The sequence below is a fragment of the Sphingobacterium sp. UBA7253 genome, assembly GCF_002472745.1.
Lineage (GTDB): Bacteria > Bacteroidota > Bacteroidia > Sphingobacteriales > Sphingobacteriaceae > Sphingobacterium > Sphingobacterium siyangense.
This window is the reverse complement of sequence record NZ_DKSP01000150.1, coordinates 1-25,359: the sequence shown is the minus strand read 5'-3', so window position 1 is coordinate 25,359 and position 25,359 is coordinate 1. Positions and strand designations below refer to the sequence as shown.

Annotated in this window: 16 protein-coding genes; 13 read left to right on the top strand and 3 right to left on the bottom strand. The window is 40.4% G+C overall.

From position 1 onward, the window contains the following. Window positions 1-150: 150 nt before the first annotated feature. From B2X72_RS15675 to B2X72_RS15665, 3 genes are all read left to right on the top strand, one after another. Window positions 151-651: a hypothetical protein gene (locus B2X72_RS15675; RefSeq protein ID WP_075993468.1), complete on the top strand. Its 501-nt coding sequence runs from the start codon at window positions 151-153 to the stop codon at window positions 649-651. Further along, a complete protein-coding gene (locus B2X72_RS15670; RefSeq protein WP_088162273.1) occupies window positions 635-1,384 on the top strand; it encodes a YoaK family protein in 750 nt (249 codons plus the stop codon). The genes B2X72_RS15675 and B2X72_RS15670 overlap by 17 nt, the downstream gene beginning before the upstream one ends. 164 nt (window positions 1,385-1,548) lie before the next feature. Beyond that, on the top strand, window positions 1,549-3,012 hold the full coding sequence (locus B2X72_RS15665) for a glycoside hydrolase family 76 protein (RefSeq protein WP_088162272.1): 1,464 nt from the start codon (window positions 1,549-1,551) through the stop codon (window positions 3,010-3,012). Between the two features lie 52 nt (window positions 3,013-3,064). Here the strand turns inward: B2X72_RS15665 and B2X72_RS15660 are convergent, their stop codons facing one another. After that, window positions 3,065-3,844: a response regulator transcription factor gene (locus tag B2X72_RS15660; protein ID WP_075993465.1), complete on the bottom strand. Its 780-nt coding sequence runs from the start codon at window positions 3,842-3,844 to the stop codon at window positions 3,065-3,067. Between the two features lie 2 nt (window positions 3,845-3,846). Next, window positions 3,847-7,002 (bottom strand): sensor histidine kinase, encoded by a 3,156-nt coding sequence (locus tag B2X72_RS15655; RefSeq protein WP_286850538.1) that lies wholly within the window; start codon window positions 7,000-7,002, stop codon window positions 3,847-3,849. Window positions 7,003-7,175: 173 nt separating this feature from the next. Here B2X72_RS15655 and B2X72_RS15650 point away from each other — a divergent pair, with 173 nt between their 5' ends. The 9 genes from B2X72_RS15650 to B2X72_RS15610 all read left to right on the top strand — a co-directional run bounded on the left by B2X72_RS15650 (window position 7,176) and on the right by B2X72_RS15610 (window position 23,004). Then, complete coding sequence (locus B2X72_RS15650; protein WP_286850535.1) at window positions 7,176-8,336, top strand: aldose epimerase family protein; 1,161 nt, start codon at window positions 7,176-7,178, stop codon at window positions 8,334-8,336. A gap of 201 nt (window positions 8,337-8,537) precedes the next feature. Beyond that, window positions 8,538-11,729 carry a SusC/RagA family TonB-linked outer membrane protein gene (locus B2X72_RS15645; protein ID WP_083663683.1) on the top strand — a complete coding sequence of 1,064 codons (3,192 nt, stop codon included), beginning with the start codon at window positions 8,538-8,540 and terminating at the stop codon, window positions 11,727-11,729. A gap of 4 nt (window positions 11,730-11,733) precedes the next feature. Continuing rightward, window positions 11,734-13,557: a RagB/SusD family nutrient uptake outer membrane protein gene (locus tag B2X72_RS15640; protein WP_088162270.1), complete on the top strand. Its 1,824-nt coding sequence runs from the start codon at window positions 11,734-11,736 to the stop codon at window positions 13,555-13,557. A 10-nt stretch (window positions 13,558-13,567) separates the two neighbouring features. After that, window positions 13,568-14,242, top strand: coding sequence for a DUF3823 domain-containing protein (locus tag B2X72_RS15635; RefSeq protein ID WP_088162269.1), 675 nt, complete (start codon window positions 13,568-13,570; stop codon window positions 14,240-14,242). 2 nt (window positions 14,243-14,244) lie between these two features. Further along, the gene (locus tag B2X72_RS15630) at window positions 14,245-16,290 is read left to right on the top strand and encodes a beta-L-arabinofuranosidase domain-containing protein (protein WP_286850532.1); all 2,046 of its coding nucleotides are present in this window, start codon (window positions 14,245-14,247) and stop codon (window positions 16,288-16,290) included. Between the two features lie 40 nt (window positions 16,291-16,330). Then, window positions 16,331-18,175: a glycoside hydrolase family 2 protein gene (locus B2X72_RS15625; protein ID WP_286850530.1), complete on the top strand. Its 1,845-nt coding sequence runs from the start codon at window positions 16,331-16,333 to the stop codon at window positions 18,173-18,175. Window positions 18,176-18,265: 90 nt separating this feature from the next. Then, window positions 18,266-20,740 carry a glutaminase family protein gene (locus B2X72_RS15620; protein WP_115050909.1) on the top strand — a complete coding sequence of 825 codons (2,475 nt, stop codon included), beginning with the start codon at window positions 18,266-18,268 and terminating at the stop codon, window positions 20,738-20,740. A gap of 41 nt (window positions 20,741-20,781) precedes the next feature. After that, window positions 20,782-21,882 (top strand): family 43 glycosylhydrolase, encoded by a 1,101-nt coding sequence (locus B2X72_RS15615; protein WP_232475566.1) that lies wholly within the window; start codon window positions 20,782-20,784, stop codon window positions 21,880-21,882. 66 nt (window positions 21,883-21,948) lie between these two features. After that, window positions 21,949-23,004 (top strand): acyltransferase family protein, encoded by a 1,056-nt coding sequence (locus B2X72_RS15610; protein WP_088162265.1) that lies wholly within the window; start codon window positions 21,949-21,951, stop codon window positions 23,002-23,004. Here the strand turns inward: B2X72_RS15610 and B2X72_RS15605 are convergent. After that, window positions 23,001-23,945, bottom strand: a complete 945-nt coding sequence (locus tag B2X72_RS15605; RefSeq protein ID WP_075993458.1) for an alpha/beta fold hydrolase — start codon at window positions 23,943-23,945, stop codon at window positions 23,001-23,003. The two genes, B2X72_RS15610 and B2X72_RS15605, sit on opposite strands and share 4 nt — an antisense overlap. Window positions 23,946-24,371: 426 nt before the next feature. Between B2X72_RS15605 and B2X72_RS15600 the strand changes: the two genes are divergently transcribed. After that, the coding region (locus B2X72_RS15600) for an ankyrin repeat domain-containing protein (RefSeq protein WP_286850527.1) at window positions 24,372-25,359 on the top strand (988 nt) is incomplete at its 3' end.

Genomic DNA, 25,359 nt, shown 5'->3' with positions numbered 1-25,359 from the left:
AAAGAAGAACACGGCATTTTTTCGACGTCGGACAGGCTTTGCTTCACTTGAGTAAAAGTAAACAGAAGAATGTCTCGATTGTCGCAAGACCTGGGACAAACAGAACAGGAGGAAATGTCTTGGCGGATTTATTTTTTAACAAGAAATGGGATGTTAACTATTAAGAGAAAAATATTAGCAAGGTTCAACTTCGTCTTGTTGTCCTTTTTGCTTTTAGGAGCTAGTTCAATGGTTATGTTTTATGAAAACCCCGAGCGGCTTTTAGAAGGAGAGTGGGAAGAGCAAGGTTGGTACTTTGAGAAAGTGGAGAAGTCTCCAACGTTCAAAAAACAGGCGGTTATCCATGAGGGAATAAAAGATGCTGCAATCGCTCACCTTCCACCCTTGCAGGATGGATTATGGCATTTTGAAAAAATGGGTGACAAAAATTTTATTGCCCATCATGAGGACAAACAATACAATTGGTTTTTGAAGGGACGAGGCCATATCCTTGAGCTTCGGAAAAATGATGAGCTTATAGAGAGCTTTGTCATACAAAAATTGAATAAAAACCAATTGATACTGCATCTTAACTTGGATATGCAGACGAAAGGAATCGCACGAATTGTGCTGAAAAAAGGAGGAAAGGAAAAATATGCTGAGAAAATATAGCAATCATAGAACGATTCAAGATAATATCAAATTAGGGGGAATAACTGCATTCTCTGCGGGAATGGTCAATGTCGCATCTGTCATTGTCTTTTTCTCGTTTACATCCAATGTAACAGGTTATTATGCGGTTTTTGCGCAAGAGATTGCGAAAGGAAATTGGTATCAAGGTGCAGTAGTGCTATTTTGGATTTTACTTTTTCTAGTCGGGAGTATGCTTTCGAATCTTATCATCATTCATGGTAAAGGACGTTTTAGCTCCTATCTGACACATTCCATTCCTTTGGCATTGGAAATACTGAGTATATTATTTGTCGGGATATATCTTGATGTATTTTATGAAGATTCTTTGAAAGAAACAGAGATACTTGTCGGTGCATTGCTGTTTGCAATGGGATTGCAAAATGGTTTAACAGCGAGCATATCGAATTCTGTTGTGAAAACGACACACTTGACAGGGCTAACGACAGATTTAGCAATATTGATTTCGATGTTCACTAAGGAGTCGAACCGAAGCAATAAGACATTGGTCGACAAATTCCATTTACTGCTGAGTATCGTGGGAGCCTATGTCATGGGAGGGCTTGTGAGCGGTATTTCATTCACCTATTTATCGAATAAGACATTTTACGTGGTTTGTTTTGTTCTTTTAATCATTGGTTTGTACGACCATTACAAATTGTATCTATTGAAAAAGCAATTTGTGAATCGTCATCGTCAGCCAGTGGCAGCTTAGTTGACCGAGAAAGTTCTTGGTTAACTAAGCTAAAGGGCAAATATTTTTTAATCGCATTTCAAAAAATGCGATTTTTTTTGTCTGAAAAATGCTTATCTTCAACCTCGGTTATCACGCTCTACCAATGCGCATGAAAGACTACTTAATCAATTTAAAACCACGTCATGATCAAATTCTTTTCCATCCGGCCTTTTTGGGCACTCTCTCTAATTTCTCTGTCAGTATCACCGCTCTGTGTAAAACAGGTTTGTGCGCAAGAATTGCACAGCCAAAGATCAGTACATGATCAACATAAAAACCAACAGAATCTTTTACGGGCGATCCAATTGATTGATCGGTCAATGGAAGTCTATTTTTCTGGTGAAGATTTCAAAATGCATCGTTTTTATAATCCATTTACGCAGGTTCGATCCGAAGAAAAAGCGAGTGTATGGATGTACTCTGCTTCCATAGAAGCTGTAAATGCTGTGTTGAGCGGCTTGAAAAAGCAACAAAAGGCAGGTAATACCGAGCTTTACGGAAAGTATTATTCCCGCTATGTGGATTTATTGGCTAAGCTTCATGCAAATGCAGCTTATTATTTAGGGACATTTACGCTAACATCTTTTACACAACATAAAGAATGGACGGTGTATGCTGTCGATCGCGTCCGAGAAAAAGGAAAAGCAAATGTAACGGGAGTACTGAATGTCTATGATGATCAGATGTGGCTAGTACGGGAATTATTGGAAGCTTATCATTTGACTGGGCAAGAACGCTATTTGCAAGAAGCTGAATACCTTACTGCTTATGTTCTTGATGGTTGGGACTGTACTTTGGATGAGAAAGGGAAAGAGCATGGTGGAATCCCATGGGGCCCAGGATATGTAACTAAGCATGCCTGTAGTAATGCACCGATTATTAGTCCGCTTGTTGCATTGTATGAAATCTATAAAAAGAAAGGAGATCAAATCGTTGCGCATTCCATTGATCCGAAAGATAAACTAACTCGTATTTCTAAAAAAGAGAAGAAGAGCGATTTTTATCTCCGTTATGCTAAAAGGATTTATGACTGGCAAAAGGCATATCTTCTTAATGAAAAAGGTGTTTATGCGGATATGATGGGTGATTGTTTTCCAGATTGTTCGATAGCTTATGAAACGGTCAACGGTGTACAATATCGAAAAAATACCGAGCTCAGAAAAGCGGTCGGCACGGCATTTTCCTATAACAGTGGAACGATGATTTCTGGAGCCGCCGACTTATATCGTGTTACGAAAGCAAAAAGATATTTAGAAGATGGCAAGAAACTGGCCGATGCGACTTTTACTTATTTTGGAAAGTTAGGGCAGCAGATTCCTGAGCACTATACCTATGCGACAGATGGTTTTAATAATTGGTTTAACGGCGTGTTGTTAAGAGGATATACCGCTATATTTCCCAATTATAGCAAGGCTGGACTGTATGCAAAATCTTTTCAGGATAACTTGGATTACGGCTATACCCACTTCTTGAAAGATGGATTTCTGCCGAATGACTTGCTCGGAGGCTGGGCAAATGATAAAAGTAAGAATGATTTGGAAGGAATGTTTATGTTCACTTATGCAGCACAGTATGCAACACTTGCCCAAGTTGAATCAACAAAATAGGTGCACGCTTGGACGGACACCTATTTTTATTCAGATATGATTATTTGCTGGGTTAAGATTTAGATAAAGCAGTTTGAGCGTCCTGAAATTCGGTAGGACTTTGGCCAAACTGCTTTTGGAAATTACGTGAGAAATGAGTAGCGGAACTGTAGCCCAATAAATTAGAAATTTCGTAAACTTTATATTGTTTTTGAATAAGCAGTTCTGCTGCTTTTCTGAGCCGAGTTAAATTAATCAGTTCATTGGGTGATAGGCTGGATACCACATTGATTTTGCGATAGAGTGTAGGTCTGCTCATGCAGAGAATATCGGCCATTCTATCGACATTAAACTGGGGATCATCGAGATGTTGCATAATGATTTCTTCAATCTTCAGCAAGAACTCTTGTTCACTTTGATTTTGCCCGATCTGTTGGATTTGTGACATCGGATTTTTAATAAAAAACTCCTTGACCTTAACTCTATTCTTTAATAAACTGGCTATTTGTGCTCTTAAAAAAGCGGGCGAAAAAGGTTTTTCAATGTAAGCGTCGGCACCAAATTCTAAACCCTGAATTTTTGATTCAATACTATTTTTTGCTGTCAAAAGTATAACTGGAATATGTGCATAAGCGATATCTTCCTTAATTTTTTGACAGAGCTCAAAACCATCCATTTCTGGCATCATTACATCACTTACGATCAGATCGAAATATTCAGAGGCTAATAAATCTAGGGCTTCTCTTCCATTAGAACTCGTTGTTATCTGATAATCTTCATTGAGATCATCCGCAATAAATTCAAGCAGTTCGGTATGATCATCTACTAATAATAAATTGGATTTGGCATTCATAATTATGGGTTTGTATTGTGATTCAAAGGTAACGTCAAGCTAAATACGTTCAATTGGAGGTCGTTTGTACTATATAACAAGGTACCTTGGTGTTTTAAGGTTAGGGATCTTGTCAATGCCAAGCCTAGACCACTTCCGGGAACATTCTTATTTTGCTTTAAACGATTGAATGGTTCAAAAATTCTTTCCCTTTCTTCTGAAGGAATTAAAGCTCCGTCGTTTTTCACGGTCAATATAAAGATATTTTTCTGTTTATCCATATTCAAATTCACTTCAATATAGGATGAAGAATATTTAAGGGCATTATTCAATAAGTTGTAACAAATCTTGTCGAATGCGTCGATATCGACCTGACCTATAATATCCGGCATAATGTGTGACACAATCTGCTTTCCCTGTGCCTGGAGTGTGACCGTAAAATTGTTGATGATTTCCTGAACCGTTTGGCTTATGTTTTCTGACTCAAAGTGTAATTTGAATCCTTCCGTTTCAACCTGTCTAAAATCCAGTAATTGGTTACTAAGCGCAATCAACTTCTCCGTATTGTTCTGCATGGTCAATAATAGCTTGTCTGTTACAGGATTGTGATCTACCTTATCCATAAGCTTCTCTAAGGGGGCTTTGATCAATGTCAACGGTGTGCGTATTTCATGGGCAACATCGGTGTAAAAATTGATTTTTGAACGGTAGAGTTCTTGCTCACGTAGATTTTGTACGGTTAGAAGGTGTTGTCGATTGCGTTGCTTGATCTTTTCATTGAAATGATGAATCACAAATACAATGAGCCCCATAAGGATTAGTGCGTAGCAAACAAAAGCTGGTATACTTGCCCAAATAGGAGGAAGAATCGTGATTTTAAGACTAGCAAAGGTGGGTATTGTGTTACCATTTGGATCCTCCGCTTTTACGGTAAAAACGTAATTACCGGGAGCTAACTTGGTGAAATAAGCGCGTTGATTGCTTGTAATGTCTATCCAATTGTCGTCAAGACCATCCATTTTATAACTATAGTGAATAGAATGGGGGGCTTGGTAGTGTAATGCCGCAAAATCAAGACTGAAGGATGATTCGTCGTGTTTTAGTTTGATATTTTTTGTGAATAAGATTGATTTGGATAAAATACTTGCATCGGTATATTGATTGATCGCTCTATTGTTGATGTAAAAATTAGTGATATAAATCGGTATTTGATTCTTATAGTTAATTTGGTTTAGTTTTTCCGGATTGAAACGTATAAGGCCATTGATGGTACCGAAATAGAAGTTCCCATTGTCGTCATCAAAAGATGAATTGTAATTGAACTGAATCGTCGGTAGGCCTGACTCCAAGTTGAAGATCCGTTTTCTGCCATTGGGCAGATGATAGCGTACCAGCCCTTTAGAGGTACTTACCCAGAGATTCTGTTGTTTGTCTTCTAAAAATGCGAGCGTTACGTTACTGGGCATTCCTTCTTCCAGGCCAATGTTTTCAAAACTGTCCTGATTTAATTTCTTCTTAGCCATTCCACCTTCAGTGGCGATCCAAATTTGATTTTTTGAATCCTCAAATAGACTATTGACCCTATTGTTAGGCAAAGAATTGGGGTCATTCTGATGATGTGTATAATGTTTGAAATAACGTGTGGTCGGATTATAGCAAAATAGCCCATCGCGCCATGTACCTACCCAGATATTTCCCTCTTTATCTTCCAAAATAGTCGTGTAAAACATGTATTCGGGGACATTATCAATGAGGTGAAAAGACTTTTTTTCAAAGTTAAACCGGTATAAGCCACGAGTTGATGCAGCTATAATGTCTCCTTTTCGAGTTTTATAGAGATAAAATAGAAAATTGCTTTGTAGATCAGAAGGGGTTGCATTGTTATTGCGATCGATGTGATAAATGACTTTTTGAAGCTTTGGCGAAAATATGTCCAGGCCATTGACGAAGGTGCCGATCAGTAGTTTATCACCAATAGGAAGAACGCCATGGATATTATTGTTTGCCAGATTCCCCTGCTTATCGGAAAAGTTTTGGATATTACCCGACTTAGGGTCCAGTTTAGATAGTCCTCCATTTTCGGTGCCTATCCATATATTCTGATCGATATCTTTTTTGATAATGCGTACAACAGAGCCTTTTAGGCCCCCGGGGCGATCTTGTGGGAGGAATTTTTCGATGATACTATTGTTCTTATGATAATAGTTGATCCCACCAAAATAGGTTCCCAGCCAAATACCCTCATCCTTATCCTGTAGGATGTTATAAATGGCATTGTCAGATATACCCCAAGGGTTTTCTTGTTCTTTCTGAATGTTGATGTAACGTCGGCTAGCAATTTGATAAATGAAGAGGCCAGATTCTGTTGCAAACCAATATTCATGATCATTTGGCTGTATAATATCTCTGACATAGAGAAATTGATGCAGTTGATCTGGTCCAAGGATAGACTTAAGGGATTTATCTTGAAAGCGATAGCAATAAACACCAGTTTTTGAAGTACCAATCAATAAGTCTCCGTCGCGGTTTTCCATTATTTTCTCAATACTAAACCAATCCTTAGCACCATATTTTGCTTGAAAGTCAAGCATGAGTACGGGTTTTCCGGAAGGACCTATTTGGAAGATTTTGCCTTCAGGAGTTCCAAAAAATACCGCTCCATTTTTTGTGCAGCTGATGGACGTAGTGTAGAGATCTGATTTTGTAAATTGTTGAATTGCATGACTAACTAAATCATGGCAATAGAGCATTCCATTTGATATAAACCAGATCCTTTTGCGTTGATCGGTAATAATAACAGGGACGTCCGCATTTTCAAATTGTTTACTCAGCAGTCTAAATTGTTCATCGACGGGGTTGTAACAATAGATTCCCTGATCTGTACCAATCCAAATTCTCTTTCGAAAATCTTCTTTCAATGAAATGATATTATTGCCCCCCAGACTATTTTTTCCAGATTTTGATGCATCAAAATGTTTGAAATTATTACCATCAAAACGATTTAACCCATCTTTTGTACCGAACCAAAGAAAGCCCTGACTATCTTGCATACTACAAATGACAGCATTGTTAGACAATCCTTCATTGATTTGATAATGATTGAAATAATAAGGCTGTGCATGGAGCAACGCGGGGAGCAACAGAAAAAATAGAAGACGTAAAGGCTTTAGGTTGATCATGATCATTTGGTTATTGATACAAAATAGTGCTAAAATGAAACAATTTAATCTTAAAATTTCTGAAAAAATTAAGACTTTAGCTTATATATTGTAAGCGTTAAAATTATAAAAAATCTAGAAAAGGACGTATGTTCTATCTAAACAAAGATTATAAACCATTTAAAATATTACGAATGAGAGGAAAATTGACCTTGCTTGGTCTTTCTGCAATGCTGGCATTTTGTGTGTCTTGTCAGCAATCGACTGGTTCCAAAACTTCAAAAGCAGATTCTTTATCGGCCTACATGGATAACGCACAGTTCAGCGGAACTATTGATCAAAAACAGGCTTATCTATATGAACTGAGCAATAAAAATGGCGTACAAGCTTATTTTACCAATTTTGGTGCACGTTTAGTGGGATTATGGGTGCCTGACAATAAGGGGGAGTTATGCGATGTTGTTTTGGGTTTTTCTAAAGCGGCTGATTATAATAATCCCAAAGAACCATTTTTTGGTACTATTGTAGGGCCTTTTGGTAATCGGATTGCTAAGGGAAAATTTAAGTTGGATGATAAAACCTATACATTGGCGGTAAATAACGGTCCTAATACACTGCATGGAGGTTTTAAAGGTGTGCATTTTGCCAATTGGACATTAAAATCGTCAGATAAATCGTCTCTTACTTTTGCTTACACCTTACCTGATGGACTCGAGGGTTTTCCAGGAAACATCCAGATGGAAGTGACTTATACGCTTAACGATAATAATGAATTGATGATTGCCTATCGTGCTACTTCCGATAAAAAGACGGTGATCAATTTGACCAACCATGCTTACTTTAATTTAAATGGTGAGGGAAGCGGTACAATTCTGGATCATCAGCTTCAATTGTTTGCGAATGAATACACACCAGTGGATAGTACACTAATACCAACAGGGCAATTAGCACCGGTAAAGGGAACAGCTTTTGATTTTACAACCTTGAAACCAATAGGAAAAGATATTAATGCCAATGATCAGCAACTGAGCTTTGGAAAGGGCTATGATCACAACTTTGTCTTAAGCAAGGAGAAAGATGGCGATTGGTACAAAGCAGCCCATGTGATTGGAGATAAATCGGGTATTGTTATGGATATTCTGACTGCAGAACCTGGAATACAATTTTATAGCGGTAATTTTATGAATGAACAAGTGCAATTGAAGAACGGGAAAAAAGACTCCTTTCGTACCGCCTTTTGCCTCGAACCGCAGCATTTTCCGGATGCCCCAAATCAGCTCAATTTTCCAACAACCGTCCTAAACCCCGGGCAAGTTTATCAAACGAAATCCCTGTATCGTTTTTCGGTAAAATAATACATATTTAATAATGATTGGTTTGAAAGTACACCACTGAAAAGAGGTGTACTTTCTCTTTTTAATAGACCTTAAAACGTTTTAGGTCTATTTTATTTCTTTGATACAAATAGGCAGTTTTTTGAGAAAAAACGAAAGTCTGTACGATTGAATATATCTTAATTTTGGACAAATCAATTATACAAACTAATCAATCTAGGTATGTTTAAGGGTCTTAAATGTCTGCCAATATCTGCTACATTGCTCTGCTGTGCGAGCAGTTTTATCCCCTTAGCAAAGGGAGCTAATTTAATTCCAGTTTCTCCAGGGGGGATCGAGTTGCAAAAAGCAATAAAAGGGGTTGTTAAGGATAAGGATGGCAATCCTATTGTAGGAGCGACGGTCGCATTGAAATCCAAACCCAATATTGCAGTCTCAACAGATGCCAAAGGTAATTTTAACTTGACAGGTGTCAATGCCGGTGAACTTTTGACCATAAGATCTGTAGGCTACCTTTCCAAAGAAGTGATGGCAATCGCTGACTTGGCAATCACTTTGGAAGATGAAAATTCGCGCATTGATGAAGTGGTCGTTGTAGGTTACGGTACGCAGAAGAAAGAATCCGTTACCGGTGCAATCACCGCAATTTCTTCTCAGGATATCTCCAGATCTGTTGCTACAACAACGTCTGGAGCCTTAGTAGGGAAGATCGCCGGTGTTAACAGCAGGATGTCGGATGGGCGTCCTGGAGCTCCAACAGGAATTAGTATCCGCAATATGGGGACACCCTTATATGTGATCGACGGTGTTCAAAAGGATGAAGGGCAGTTCAATAATTTAGATTTCAATGATATTGAATCGGTTTCGGTATTAAAGGATGCGTCTGCTGCTATTTATGGTGTGCGTGCTGCCAACGGCGTTGTTGTGGTGACGACAAAGAAGGGGAAGCGTGGCGATAATAATACCTTTAATATCAATTCATATTATGGCTGGCAGAGTATGTTTCGTTTTCCCAAGCCAGCCGATGCCAGTACTTATATCAAAAGCTATATTCAGTCTGATGCTATTCTCGGAACTGAACATCCACAATATACGTTGGCAGATCTCGAAAAATGGCAACAAGGTACCGAGAAGGGATATCGTCCTTTTGATTGGTATGATTATATTCTCAAAACTAGCCCACAAACTTATATCTCGGGTAATGTCAGTGGTGGGTCCGAAAAAATTAATTATTACCTGAGTGTAGGGCATCTGGACCAGCAGTCCATCATTCGTAATTACGGCGGCTTCAATCGTACCAATGTGCAGATGAATATTGACGCGAACGTATCAAAACGATTAAAGATTGGTGCTAATTTGAATGGGCGGATCGAACAGCGCAAACAACCGGGCGTACCTGGTGCTGACGATACTTGGCAGGCTTTATTTGCGATATATCGCAACCTGCCTACTGCACGGCCTTTTGCCAACGACAATCCTTTATATCCAACGCAGACATCGCCCAATGCGGAAACTAACTTTGCGATGCTGAATTATGATCTGTCCGGTACTTATCAGGAAAAATGGCGGGTGATGCAGTTAAATTTTAATGCGGAATATAAGATCACAAATGATTTGATCGCTAAGGGAACAGTAGGCTATTATTTGGCCAATAAATGGATGGATAATCAGGAGTTTACCTATAAACTATATGGCTACGATGAGAAGACAGATACGTACCCGGTAACTTTTAGCATGGACAACCCTTGGCGGGAGAGATCTATTTCGCAGGTTGAAGAAATCTCAACCCAATTTACCTTAAATTATAACAAGCGATTCGGCAAACATGGAATCAATGCTGTGCTTGCTGCGGAGTCCATAAAAAGGGATAATCCAGATGTTTATGTACACGATCGTCCAGCCTCTAATGCCTTGAGTTTGATCTATTTTCAGACGATGGACACCTACAATGATACTGGAGTGAATACCCAGGCGAGAGCCGGTTTTGCAGGGCGGGTCAATTATGATTATGACCAGAAGTATCTTTTGGAGCTTTCTTCGCGCTATGACGGTTCATGGAAATTCGCGCCAGGAAGCCGATGGGGATTTTTCCCTTCGGTATCTGCAGGCTGGCGTGTTTCATCTGAAAAGTTCTGGTCTGAAGGTATGAGAAAGGTATTTGACGATGTGAAGTTAAGGGGATCTTACGGTGTATTGGGCGATGATAATTTGGATGCCTGGGAATATTTTGCTTTTGGTTATCTAAGTGGATATAATTATTTCCGAAAACCAGTCCGTGATGGCTATCAAAATATCGTCGGTTCGACAATTGACGGGAAGTATGTTATCGGTTCTCAAGCACGTGGCCTTCCCGTTAAAACGCTTTCTTGGATTCAGGCCCATATGCTAAATGTTGGTTTGGACTTTAGTACACTAAAAGGTAAATTAACAGGTTCGGTAGATGTCTTCCGTCGAAAAAGAACAGGACTGCCTGCCAAGCGAGAAGATGTATTGATACCGAATGAAGTAGGCTTTAGTTTACCTTATGAAAATCTGAATTCGGATATTCATCAAGGTATCGATGGATCATTAATGTGGCGGAGTAGCGTCAATGGATTTAACTATTTCGTAGGCGGTAATTTCACTTTCGCACGGCAAACTGACGGCGAACAATATAAACCACGTTTTGGAAACTCTTTGGATCAATATCGAAAATCGATCTATGACCGTTATGCCTTTCTCAATTGGGGATTACATTCCATTGGACAATTCCAGTCGTGGGAAGAAATTGCCAATTATGATATAGACAATGACCGTAAAGGTAACTCATCATTACGGCCGGGTGATATTAAGTATGAAGATATTAATGGCGATAAAGTGATCAATGAGCTGGATGAACGGCCAATCGGATATCGACAAGGCGGTCTTCCTTATTTCAATTACGGAATTAACCTTGGCGGCCAATTTAAGGGATTTGATTTGGCAATGGATTTCACCGGAGCAGCTTTTGCTTCTTTTAATCCCAGTTATGAAGCTGTTTTCCCTTTCCATGATGGTGGCAACAATCCGCAATACTATATGGAAAACCAGTGGATGCTGAGCGATATTACGGATCCAAATAGTGCCTTGATCCCAGGAAAGTACCCTACATTAATTAAAGGAAATAGAGATCATAGTAATTATTGGCATAGCGACTTCTGGCTTACCAATGTCAACTATTTGAAATTAAGAAACCTGCAGATCGGATATACTTTACCGGAGAAATGGATGAAACCTCGAGGAATTCAGAAATTGAGGATATATACCATGATGCAGAATCTGTTTAGCATAGATAATTTGGGTGATATGAAGATCGATCCAGAAATCACAAGTGATTCGGGCGTTCAGTACCCAACAAACAAAGTTATAAACGTTGGTGTTACCTTAACTTTTTAATAAGATGATAAATAAGAACGTTATTTTATTGGGTGTATGTCTCGTATGTACATTTTCAAGCTGCAATAAATTTTTGGAACGGGAATCACAGGCTATTTTTACCGACGATCAGATATTTTCGGATCAGAATATGATAAAATCTGTTCTAGCGAATTATTATGGGCGGATTAGCTGGGGACAGCAATTTGGAGACAATGGATCTTTTGCGATGTTAGATGAGGCAGGATTTTCAAGCGGTGGCCCCAATACGATGCAGGAATTTCCGAATGACTTTTGGCGTATGTACGATTATGAACTGATTCGCAATCTGAATCAATTTATCGTAGGTGTTCGTCAATCATCATTGGACGAAAATAATAAAAAGAGCATCGAAGGCGAGGCCAGATTTATTCGTGCTTGGACCTACTTTAATATGATCAAGCGTTTGGGCGGAGTTCCTTTGGTGGGTGATAAGATCTATGATTATACTGGCGGCATGGATCCAGCAGAGTTGCAGACACCGCGATCAACAGAAGCAGAGAGTTATAATTACGTGATTAACGAATGTACCGAAGCCGCTAAAATGCTCGGTACAGAGAAAACCATAAATTCAGCTAGAGCTAATAAATGGACAGCTTTGGCACTTAAGGCGCGGGCCAGTCTATACGCCGCCTCAATAGCGAAGTATAACTATAAAACGCCAGACGTCAAAACAGCAGGTAACGAGGTGGGAATCCCTGCGGCGGACGCCAATAAATATTACGAGATTGCTTACGAATCAGCATTGGATATTATCAATAATAGCCCTTATGCCCTCTATAATGGAAATGCCGATAAAGGAAAGAACTTCTATCTTGCTGTAAGTTCAAAATCAAGTAGCAATGAAGTTATTTGGGCCAAGGATTATGCGTATCCAGGTGAAACACATTTTTTCACCAACAATAACATTGCCTCATCCGTCCGTGGAGATATTGATGCCAATTTTGTTACGCCTGTTTTAAATTTGGTGGAAGCATTTGAATATACAGATGATCGAAATGGAGCATTGAAAACGAAGACTGCTACGGGAGATTACATTTACTATAACAATCCCGAAGAGATATTCGCCCATAAGGACGCGCGTCTGTATGGTACTGTGATTTACTCTGGTGCTGATTTTGCTGGTACCAAAATCACTTACCAAGCAGGCGTTAGATATAAAGAAGGAGGTGTTTGGAAGACGATGACCGCAATACCCGGTACTTCAGATTCCAAATTCGGAGGAATTATTACAAGCAAAGATGGACCTACGACTTCCAACGATATGTATGTCAACAAAACTGGATTTAATATCCGGAAATTTATCGACGAAAATAAAGATGCCTCTACTCGTGGGCGTGGGTCGGATATTTGGTTTGTGCGCTTCCGTTATGCTGAATTTTTGTTGATCGCTGCAGAGGCGGGGCTTGAACTTGGTAAACCGCAAGCCGAGTTGACGGGATATGTCAATAAGATTAGGGAGCGTGCGGGGATACAGGCATTGACAACCATTTCCCTGAATGATATTATTCAGGAGCGCCGGGTTGAATTTGCCTTCGAAGATCATCGTTATTGGGATCTGAAGCGTTTGCGGATTGCCCATGAAATCTGGAACGGAAGCGCTGATAATTACAATGCGGTACACTATGCCCTATTTCCATACAAAATATATGCTCCGGGGGATCCGAACGATGGTAAATGGGTTTTTGAGAAACAGAAATCGAGTCATACGCTCTATCCACGAAATTTTAAATATCAGAACTATTATAATTTCATCGATCAAGATTGGATTAATAACAATCCGAAGTTAGTTCGAAATCCTTATCAATAGCATTATCCTTATGAAAACTTTTTTTTGTAAATTAATAGTAAGTTTGTGTTTGATCGTAGGTGTATTTGCTTGTGGCAAAGATAACTATGATGCCCCTAAAAGTACACTGAACGGTCGTGTAACCTACAATTCAGAACCTCTAGGAGTAAGAGGATCAAACCAGTCCGTTTCACTTCAGCTATGGCAAGATGGTTTTCCGCTTCGATCTGCTATTAATGTGTATGTGACGCAGGACGGTTCATTTGCGGCAAAACTCTTCGACGGGCAGTACAAATTGGTGGCAACCAGCGGAAATGGCCCCTGGCTGAATAGTGCGGATACAGTGCTGGTTGATGTGAGGGGCAATACAAGCATCGAGTACCCGGTTAAACCTTATTATACCATGAGTAATATTACCTATAATGTTCAAGGGAATATGCTGAAAGCTTCTTTTGACGTCAAGACAATAGATGCTTCAAGAACGATTGATTTTGCCACCTTGTTGGTCAATGATACAAAATTCGTGGATTTGGGTCAATATACTTATAAGATGGAAAAAACTGGAATTAGTTCGGGGCATGTCGATCTGGAGCTGGATATCAAAGATATTTTGACCAAGAATGCTGCAGTGTATGCGCGCGTGGGCTTGAAGATAAGCGGTATCACCGAGGCGCTATACGATAGTTCACCTAAGAAATTGAAATAACAATGATCAAAAAATTTAGCTTTTTAAGCCTATTAATGGGCATCGGTCTTGTTACGACTGCACAAACGGGAATAGCAACAGCTGTAGACCAATTACCATTAACCGGAAAGAATACGCAATATCTGAATAATAGGGCTCCTTTAAGACAGAATGCCTTGCTAAAATTACCCGTGGGCAGTATCGTCCCGGAAGGTTGGCTCGGGAAGTATCTGGAGCTGCAGAAAGATGGTCTTACAGGCCATCTGGGAGAAATTAGCGCTTGGCTATCGAAGAAAAATAACGCTTGGTTAAGTACGGATGGGAAAGGAGATTATGGCTGGGAAGAAGTTCCTTATTGGTTAAAAGGCTACGCTAATTTGGGCTACATCTTAAAAGATCCTAAGATAATAGGAGAGTCAAAAATTTGGTTAGAGGCTGCGCTAAAAAGCCAGCGTCCTGATGGATACTTTGGACCATTGATCCTACGTAATAACAAACCGGATCTTTGGGGAAATATGTTGATGCTATGGTGTTTGCAGTCCTATTATGAATATAGCGGTGACCAGCGTGTTTTAACGTTGATGACCAATTATTTTAAATGGCAGGCCAATTTGCCGGATAGTTTTTTTCTCAAGGATTATTGGGAAAACAGTCGTGGTGGTGACAATTTGCTATCCGTATATTGGCTCTATAACAGAACACAAGGTAATGAATGGTTGATGGATTTAGCGGATAAAATCCATCGGAATACAGCCAATTGGCGGCAGAAAGATGATTTGCCCAATTGGCATAATGTCAACGTAGCGCAGTGTTTTAGAGAGCCAGCAACCTATTATCTGAAAAGCCAGTCGACTGCAGATCTTAACGCAACCTACGATAATTTTCATTTTGTCAGACAAGTATTTGGTCAGGTTCCGGGCGGCATGTTCGGTGCCGATGAAAATGCACGTCCGGGATATACCGATCCCCGTCAGGGTGTGGAAACCTGTGGAATGGTGGAGCAGATGGCTTCCAATGAAATCCTTCTCGGGATAACAGGCGATCCTTTTTGGGCGGATCATGCGGAGGAAGTTGCTTTTAATACCTACCCAGCAGCTGTGACAGCCGATTTTAAAGCATTACGCTATATCACGAGCCCTAATATGACTATCAGCGATAGCCATAATCATTCTCCCGGGATTGATAATAATGGGCCATTTTTAATGATGAACCCTTTCAGTTCACGTTGTTGTCAACATAACCACAGTCAGGGCTGGCCATATTACGCGGAGCATCTGTATATGGCAACAAATGATAATGGTGTTGCGGCAGTACTTTATGCCGCATCAAAAGCTGAAATCAAAGTCGGAAACAATCAAGCCATTCAGATTAGACAAGAATCCAATTACCCATTTGAAGAATCGCTGCGATTTGAAATAGGAACACAGGCTAAAACGGTTGATTTTCCCTTTTATCTCCGTATACCTGCCTGGGCGAAACAAGCCAAAGTAACGGTTAATGGTAAAAGTCAGGCTCTAGAAGCTGGAGCAAAATATATTCGGATTGAACGGAAATGGAAAGACGGCGACAAGGTCGAACTCTCCTTGCCGATGACCATAGATCTGAAAACATGGACTGCCAATAAAAATTCAGTTAGTATCCAGCGTGGACCACTGACCTATGCACTCAAAATCAAAGAGAATTATGTGAAAAAGGATAGTAAGGCTTCGGCAATTGGGGATTCTAAATGGCAGGAGACTGCAGATCCATCAAAATGGCCATCCTATGAAATCCTTCCTGCAAGTGACTGGAATTATGGACTTGTACAAAATCAGCTACAAGCTGTTGACCAACTAAAAGTGATCAAACGACCATGGCCTAAAGATGCATTTCCTTTTGAGGCAGAAGCAGTACCTATTTCGATTCTTGTGAAAGCGAAACGTATTGATGGCTGGAAAATTGATGAAAATGGACTAACGGGCGTATTGCCCCTGAGTCCGGTGGAAAGCAAGGGCGAGGTGCAGGAAGTTGAATTGATTCCCATGGGAGCAGCACGTTTGCGCATTGCTGCTTTTCCAACTGTGAAATAATGTAAATACGATATATAAATTAATGACTTAACGATTTTTTATGATGAAGAAAACCTTACTTTTTGCCAGTTTGATGATGGCAGCACAATTGAACTTTGCTCAGGATTGGAAACCCGCAGGGTCACATATATTAACCCCTTGGGGCGAGAAAGTAACGGCACAAAAGCCACATTCTGAATATCCTAGACCGCAATTAACCAGAACCAATAACTGGCAGAATTTAAATGGACTATGGAAATATGCTGTCACTCCAGTAGGTACTAAAGAGATTCCTCGTCAATGGGACGGCAATATCCTTGTTCCTTTTGCTATTGAATCGGCATTGTCCGGTGTTGGTAAAGAGGTCGGAAAAGATAAAGCGTTATGGTATAATAATACCATAACATTGGACAAGTCTGTCAACAAAAATAAGGTCCTGTTGCATTTCGGTGCCGTAGATTGGCAATGTGATGTGTATGTAAATAACCAATTGGTCGGAAGACATGAAGGTGGTTTTGATCCATTTTCGATGGACGTGACAAGCTTTCTAAAGAAAGGCGCAAAACAGGAAATAGCCATTCGGGTATGGGATCCGACTGATGATGGTCCACAACCCAGGGGTAAACAGGTGAATAAGCCGAATGGTATATGGTATACACCAGTGACGGGAATTTGGCAGACCGTTTGGTTAGAAAGTGTCCCCCAAACTTACATCGTGAGTACCAAACAGACTCCGCGTTTGGATGATGGAGTCTTGGCCTTTCAGGCTTCCGTAGAAGGAAGTCAAGCCGGTGACGAAATAAAGGTGCGTGCATTGGATGGCGGAAAGGTTATTAAAGAACAAACAGGACAACCGAATACATCGTTCGATCTTTCGGTACCTAATCTGGAGCCATGGTCCCCAAGTAACCCTAAGCTCTATGATCTAGAAATTCAGCTGATTCGAAAAGGAAAAGTCGTAGATCAGGCGAAAAGCTATTTTGCCATGCGGAAAATAGCCATGCAGAAAGACGAAAATGGCGTTCAACGTTTAATGCTAAACAATAAGTTTACTTTCCAATATGGTCCATTGGATCAAGGCTGGTGGCCAGATGGTCTACATACAGCACCTACGGATGAAGCGCTGAAGTTTGATGTTGTCAAAACAAAGGAAATGGGATTCAATATGATCCGTAAACATATCAAAGTTGAACCGGCGCGCTGGTACCGTTACTGCGATAGTATAGGTATGCTTGTCTGGCAAGATATGCCTAGCGGCGATCTTGGGGGAAATCATTGGGATATGCAACCGGGAAAGATTTCGGGAGGAAATAGGGATAAAGTACGTTCGCAGGAATCTGAAGGGTATTACAGAAAAGAGTGGAAAACCATTATGGAAGTGTTGCACAACTATCCAAGCATCGTCATTTGGGTACCTTTTAATGAGGCTTGGGGGCAATTCAAAACGAAGGAAATAACGGAATGGACAATGGCCAATGACCCTTCAAGACTCGTAAATAGTGCCAGCGGTGGTAACTTTATGGAAACTGGACATATCTTGGATATCCACAATTATCCCGATGCAGCCATGCCTGATCCAAATTTATTCGGCGCTAAACAAGTGCTTGCTTTGGGTGAATTTGGTGGTCTGGGATTACCGATCGATGGGCACTCCTGGCAACAAAAAGACAACTGGGGATACCAAAGTTTTAAAAATAAAACGGAATTATTGGAGCGCTATAAACGTCTGATCCATGACTTGACACGTCTAATTCCTATGGGATTGTCTGCCGCTGTTTATACACAAACAACAGATGTGGAAGTAGAAACAAATGGTTTGATGACCTATGATCGTAAAGTTGTCAAAATGCCTGAAGCAGAATTAAAAGCTGCACATCAGGCGCTTTATAATGCACCTACCAAATAATTGATAGCGATATGGCCGCAACACGGGGTGCGGCCTAAATTTATCGCTGAAAGTATACCTGTCAACCTAAACCTGTTTTATACAAAATCAATGAAATTAAAATTACTAATTGCAACGGCTATTGTATGTCAATCGGTATCGTCGTTTGCACAAAAACAAATCCTTAAGAATGATCTTCGCGCGCCTGCCTATCCTTTAGTAACAATTGACCCCAATACAAGTGCCTGGTCGTATAGCAACGAATTGAATGCGGATGTTGTACGCCATTGGACCGGAAAATCCTTCCCCTTATTGGGCGTCCTTAAAGTGGATGGGAAACCCTATCGCTTCTTAGGTAAAGAAGAAGCTGAGCTCTTGCCTTTGGCACGGATGGGTGAACATGCGGCTTGGACCGGAAGTTATGTTGTCAATGAACCCGCCCCAGACTGGATGAAACCTTCATTTGATGCACGGCAATGGAAGACGGGGGCAGCGCCATTTGGTACCAAGGATAAAGAACCCAATGTGGAGACTGATTGGCAGGAACCTAAAATTTGGATTAGAAGAGAAGTTGACCTGAGTGAGGATCTTACAGGCAAATCCGTATATATCGAATTTACACATGACGATGACGCTATTTTGTACGTCAACGGTATTGAGGTTGCTAATACAGGCAATTCGACAGGTAAAAATAGTCGGGTCAAGCTGCCCGATCATGTCGTAAAAACATTGAAGAAAGGAAAAAATATACTCGCGGGTTATTGCTATAATAGGGTAGCTAATGGATATTTTGATTTTGGACTCTTTACAGAAAAAGAAGGTAGTATTCAATTCGACAATGAAGCGAAGCAGATCGCTTCCAATGTGCAGGCAACACAAACACATTATTCGTTTAACTGCGGGCCGGTCGATTTAAATATTACATTTACTGCACCGATGTTTCTGGATAAATTGGACTTAATGGCTAGACCCGTAAATTATCTTTCCTATACGGTCCATGCGAAGGACGGCAAGGAACACCAGGTACAACTTTATTTGGAGGCAGCACCAAATTGGGCACTGAATTCTCCACTTCAAGATGCTGCAAGCAGTTCCTTTGTTTCAGGAAATCTCCAGTTTGTAAAGACAGGAAGCAAAAGCCAGCAGGTTCTAGGAAGGAAAGGTGACGACCTACGGATAGATTGGGGGTATTTCTATATGGCTGGTGCAAAATCAAAGACAAAGTCCGCGGTCGGAAGTAGCCATCAATTACGGTCTAATTTTCTGAAGAGTGAAAATAGCTCTTCTTCAAATGGAGGACAACAATTGGCGCTGATGCAAACTTTTGATGTCTCATCAAGCTACCAGGATAAGATCTTGTTGGGGTATGATGACCTGTACTCCATCCAATATTTTGGACAAAATTTACGACCTTATTGGAATACCAATGGAAATAGTTCCATTGAGAAACAATTTGAACTGGCCGACAAAGAGTATACTGCTCTCAAAAAGGCTGCTGATAAATTTGATGCCGAATTATGGGCTACAGCTTTGCGCAACGGAGGTGAGGACTATGCTGCATTATGTGCCTTGGCCTATAGGCAGGCAATCGCCGCTCATAAACTTGTAAAAGCACCCAATGGCGATCTGCTTTTACTGTCTAAAGAAAATGACAGCAATGGGTCAATAGGAACTGTTGATGTAACCTATCCTTCGGCTCCGATTTTCCTTTACTATAATCCGGAACTGGCAAAAGCACTAATGAACGCCATTTTTTATTATAGTGAAAGCAATAAGTGGACAAAACCTTTTGCTGCACATGATGTTGGGACCTATCCTTTGGCGAATGGCCAAACTTACGGTGGAGATATGCCTGTCGAAGAATCGGGAAATATGTTGATATTAACTTATGCTTTAGCGAAGGTCGAAGGAAATGCCGCTTATGCCAAAAAACATTGGAAAGTGTTGTCTACCTGGGTAGATTATTTAGTAGATAAAGGTCTTGACCCCGAAAATCAATTGTGCACAGATGATTTCGCGGGCCATTTTGCGCATAATGCCAATTTATCAATTAAAGCTATTTTAGGTATTGCATCTTACGGTTATCTAGCCCAAATGCTTGGTGAAGAGGCTACGGCGAAAAAGTATCTGACCGAAGCAAAGGCAATGGCTATGAAATGGAAAGAGATGGCTGAAGATGGGGATCACTATAAGTTGACTTTTGATAAAACCGGAACCTGGAGCCAAAAGTATAATATGGTCTGGGATAAATTGCTTAAGATGGATATTTTTGACCCCTCTATTCGTGAAACTGAAATTAAATACTATCTCGGCAAACAAAATAAATACGGACTTCCCCTGGACAATCGTCAGCCTTATACCAAAACCGATTGGATTATTTGGACGGCGACCATGGCAAATGACAAGCCTACCTTTGAGGCATTTTTAAAGCCAGTCTACCATTTTATGAACGAAACAACAGACCGTGTTCCCATGTCGGATTGGACGTATACAGACCGTCCTAAGAGAGCTGGATTTAAAGCAAGATCCGTTGTTGGGGGCTATTTTATCAAAATGTTGGAAGAGAAATTGGGAAAAGCAAAATAGCTTTTCCTGTGATGAAGAAAATAATATAAAAAAATAATAAGATGTTGAATGCAATGTTGTTCAGATATTGGATCGGCGGAGTTGTCGTACTGAACTTGTTGAGCTCCTGCGGAAGCTCTCCAGGTTCAGTTAAGCAGTCTGGTCAAATAACAAATGCTACGGCTCAGCATAAGACCTACAGCAATCCGGTTTTTGAGCCTATACTTGCTGATCCTACAGTCGTTAGAGATCCTCAGAGCAAAATGTTCTACGCATACGGGACAGCCGACAATTGGGGCGATGGAAAGGGACAGCGTTTGGTGTCTATTCTACAATCGGCTGATCTTGCTCATTGGACCTGGATTGGAACGGCCTTCAGCTCAAAACCGAGCTGGAAAGCCGAGGGGGGAATCTGGGCACCAGATGTGGTGCGGTTAAATGGTAAGTATATCTTATATTATGCTTATTCAACATGGGGAGACCCCAACCCCGGTATCGGTGTAGCCCTAGCCGATAGACCGGAAGGCCCCTTTATCGATCAAGGTAAACTTTTTGATAGCAAGGAGATCGATGTACCTAATTCAATAGACCCTTATTTTTTTACAGAAAATGGGCAGAATTATCTGTTCTGGGGTAGTTTTAGTGATGCGAATACGCAGGGAACATATGGTGTTGAACTCGATGAAAATGGGACTGCGGTACCCGATTTAACTAAAAAATTTAAAGTTGCTGCTGGGGATTTTGAAGCTGTGGTGATCCATAAACGGAAAGGATATTACTACTTTATCGGATCCAAAGGCTCCTGTTGTGAAGGAGAAAAAAGCAGTTATCATGTTCTTGTGGGTCGCTCTCGCAAGCTGAAGGGACCTTATACCGATCAAGAGGGGCGTAATCTTACACAGCGGGGGAGTGGAACGTTGTTGTTAAAGGGAAATGATCAATTTGTGGGGACAGGTCATACTTCGCGCATTATTACAGACGATAAGGGAAAAGATTGGATACTCTATCATGGCATGGACCCAAAGCAGCCTCGTGTTGCGACGGGGGGAAATCGTCGGATGCTATTTTTGGATCAGATTATCTGGGATAAGGACTGGCCCAAAATTGAAGGGGCAACCAGCAGTGTTGCAGCGCAACGGGCCCCAACGTTTAATTTTAAATAGAATTTTCAATAGCTAGCAGCAGAGGCCTACCTTTGTGGGCCTGGATTTTCGCTGTCCATAAAAAATATGATACATCAAACGAAGAAACATTTTGAACTTCTTGACGCCATGCGTGGGGTGGCCGCAATTGCAGTCGTACTGTTTCACTTTATGGAAATTGCACAACCGGATTATCGCAATAATTTTATTCCACATAGCTATTTAGCCGTTGATTTCTTCTTTTGTTTATCGGGTTTTGTAATTGCCTATGCCTACGATCAGAAGCTGGTTACAATTGGTCTAAAACGATTCTTTCTTTTGCGTTTGCTAAGATTGCACCCATTGGTTATAATCGGTACATTAATTGGTTTATTTGCATTTATTTACGACCCATTCAGTAATTTGGCCAGCTCATTTTCCGTCTTACAGAAGATAGGGATGTTCATTAGTGGGATAACGTTGATTCCATACCCAGCTGTACCAGAGCGATATTTTAATCTTTTTCATTTAAACCCACCTACATGGTCGCTATTTTGGGAATATATCGCCAATATAGCCTATGCTTTGATACTGGTACGGATTCCAAAAAAGGTTCTTTGGGGAATAGTGCTCCTCGGTGCGGCAGCGCTATGTGCCGAATCATTTCGTTCCGGCTATTTAGCTGTAGGTTTTGGGGCAGATAATTTTTGGGCTGGGGGAATCCGTTTATGGTTTTCATTTTCAATGGGACTACTTATTTTTAGGTCGAACTGGACTATTTCGAACAAGCTTCCTTTTTTCAGTGTTCTTGGTCTGCTTGCTGTCGTATTTTTCATTCCGTTTTCTGATGTTTATGGTAAGTACATCGATCCTATTGTCGTTATCTTTTATTTTCCTTTATTGCTCATGCTGGGGATAGGAGGACTACCTGTTTTTGGAGGGGTCAGGAAGTTATGCAAGTTCTTAGGTGATATTTCCTATCCGCTCTATATCATTCATTATCCATTTATCTGGATTTTTATGAGCTATGTGGAGCTCCATCGCCCATCGAATAAGCAAATGGCTGTGATTATTATAATTGGAATGCTGTCGTTGATTTTTTTAGCTTTATTGGTCTTTAAATATTTAGATGAGCCTATTCGGAAATATTACAGCCGGAACTAAACTAAATGGCGATGAAGCCAGGTACTGATGAACTGGAATACCTCCATTTTGCAGTCTTCATTTAAAATTTCATGCCGCATGCCTGGATATAATTTAATGGTTATGTCGGTCTGCCCCTGTGCAATTAACTGCGCTACGCTCTTTTCAACGCCCATTCCAAAATCTCCAATTGGATCATCCTGTCCGCTGATAAATACAATTGGAAGATTTTTTGGGATATTCTTGGTAGCTTCGATATCTGTCGCTTGCAAGGAAAGATCTAACACGGTATGAAATCCATTGTTGGTAAACAATCCCCCACAAAGTGGATCTTCCAAAAATGAAATACGGTTTGTCTTGCTTACGCTTAACCAATTGCTGTTATTTTGGTTGGGCTCGTTCTTAAATCGAGCATTATTACGCCTGTCAAAAATACGGTTGATCAATTTACTTCTTCTTTTTGGGGCAATACTATTGAGAAGAGTGAGTAAAAGGCGAAAAGCTGTGGAACCTTTTTGACGTTGGCCTGTCCCCACGATAATGGCCCCCTTATATTGCTGGCCAATTTTTTGTAAAACGCAGCGTGTGACAAAGGATCCCATGGAATGCCCTAAAATAAATTGAGGCGGTTGCGGATATGTTTTTCTCAAGAAATTACTCATTGTAATGGCGTCATCAATGAGTTGTTCTTTAGCCCCATGCTGTTTAAAATACCCCAATTGATCGGCATCTAGAGCTGTCTTTCCATGACCCAATTGATCGTAGGTTAAAACCGCAAAATTCTGTGTAGTCAGATAATTGGCCAATTCTTCATACCGACCACTATGTTCCTGCATGCCATGTACCAGGAGTATTGTTGCTACTATCTGATTGTCGTCGGGTACATACAAACGATAGAAAATTTTATGTTCATTTTCAGTCGTCGCGCTGATTGTATAAAAATTGGATGCTACCTTGCTCATTATACCTCTTTATTTTAAGTAAACTAAGATAATTTTAGTGCATTTGCAAGTTTAACAATCTTCTTTCCGATTTTGTTCGGATGAGACCGAAAGGCTTTAAGGGCAGTTGATCAATGAAAATTAGCACGATTAATTTTTGTGGTTTGGGAATATTTTTTAGATTTGCATTAATTTAGAATTAATTTAAATAAACTAGTTATTCTATTTTAAACATGGGCTTCTCTGTATGCAGAAATTGTTGTACAAAATCGAATTCGGAAAGCTCCCTTGTTCTTAAAATATACGCATTTACACTTATATTCTGATGAAACCAGCACGATGTATTTCGACCCAAGTTATCGTATGACTGTAGCTCAATTTGCCGAATAATTGAGTGGGAATGAATAGGCCATGTTACTTCATCAACTTCAAAAGACAAATAAAAGGATGAAAAAGACACTTTTAGCAGCTTTATTATTCGCTGCAACTTATGCACAGGCGCAAACAAATTCGTTAATGAACGGCGAGTTTTGGAAAGGTAAACCTACCTTGACAATTGTTAAAGAAGAAATCAGCAAAGGAAATAGCCCTTCTCAGCCTAATGCGGCATCCTTTGATCCAGTCACAATGGCGATATTAAATGGCGCTCCGACGGATGTTGTCAAGTTTATGATCGAACAAGAAGGGAATAGTGTAACGAAGAAGACGCATCACAGCCGTAGTTATTTACACTGGGCAGCGTCAAGTGGAAATGCGGAGCTTGTCGAGTTTTTAATTGCAAAAGGATCGGATGTCAATTACCAAGATAGCCATGGTTACCCAATTATTGCTTATGCAGCTTCGACAGGAAATACAAATACTGCCGTTTATGATGCTTTGTTTAAAGCGGGTGTGAATCCCAAGCAAAAATATGAAGGTGGTGCTACATTAATGATGCTTGCAGCGTCTGCAGACAAGGACCTTGCATTGACGGATTATTTCATTAAAAAAGGATTATCTATTCAAGATAAAGACGAGTCGGGCCGTACAGTGACGGATTATGCGGCTAAACTTGGAAATACCGAGCTCATGGAGAAATTCATCGCCCGTGGCGTAAAACCAACCAATAATGCGTTATTTTTTGCGACTCAGGGTTCCAGACAAGCATCGAATGGTTTGTCGGTTTATACCTATTTGGTTGAAAAGTTCAAATTGGATCCCAAGGCTGTAAATAAAGAAGGAGCGACAGTGCTGCATGCTTTAGTTCGCAGACCAGATATGGCCGTGATCAATTATTTTTTGGATAAAGGTGTAGATGTCGCAAAAGCGGACAACGAAGGAAATACAGCGCTTATGGTGGCTGCTAGTGGTAAGGATGCTAAATTGGTCGAGCTGCTACTTGCTAAAGCGAAGAACGTAAATGCAGTAAATGAAAAAGGCGAATCTGCATTGACCA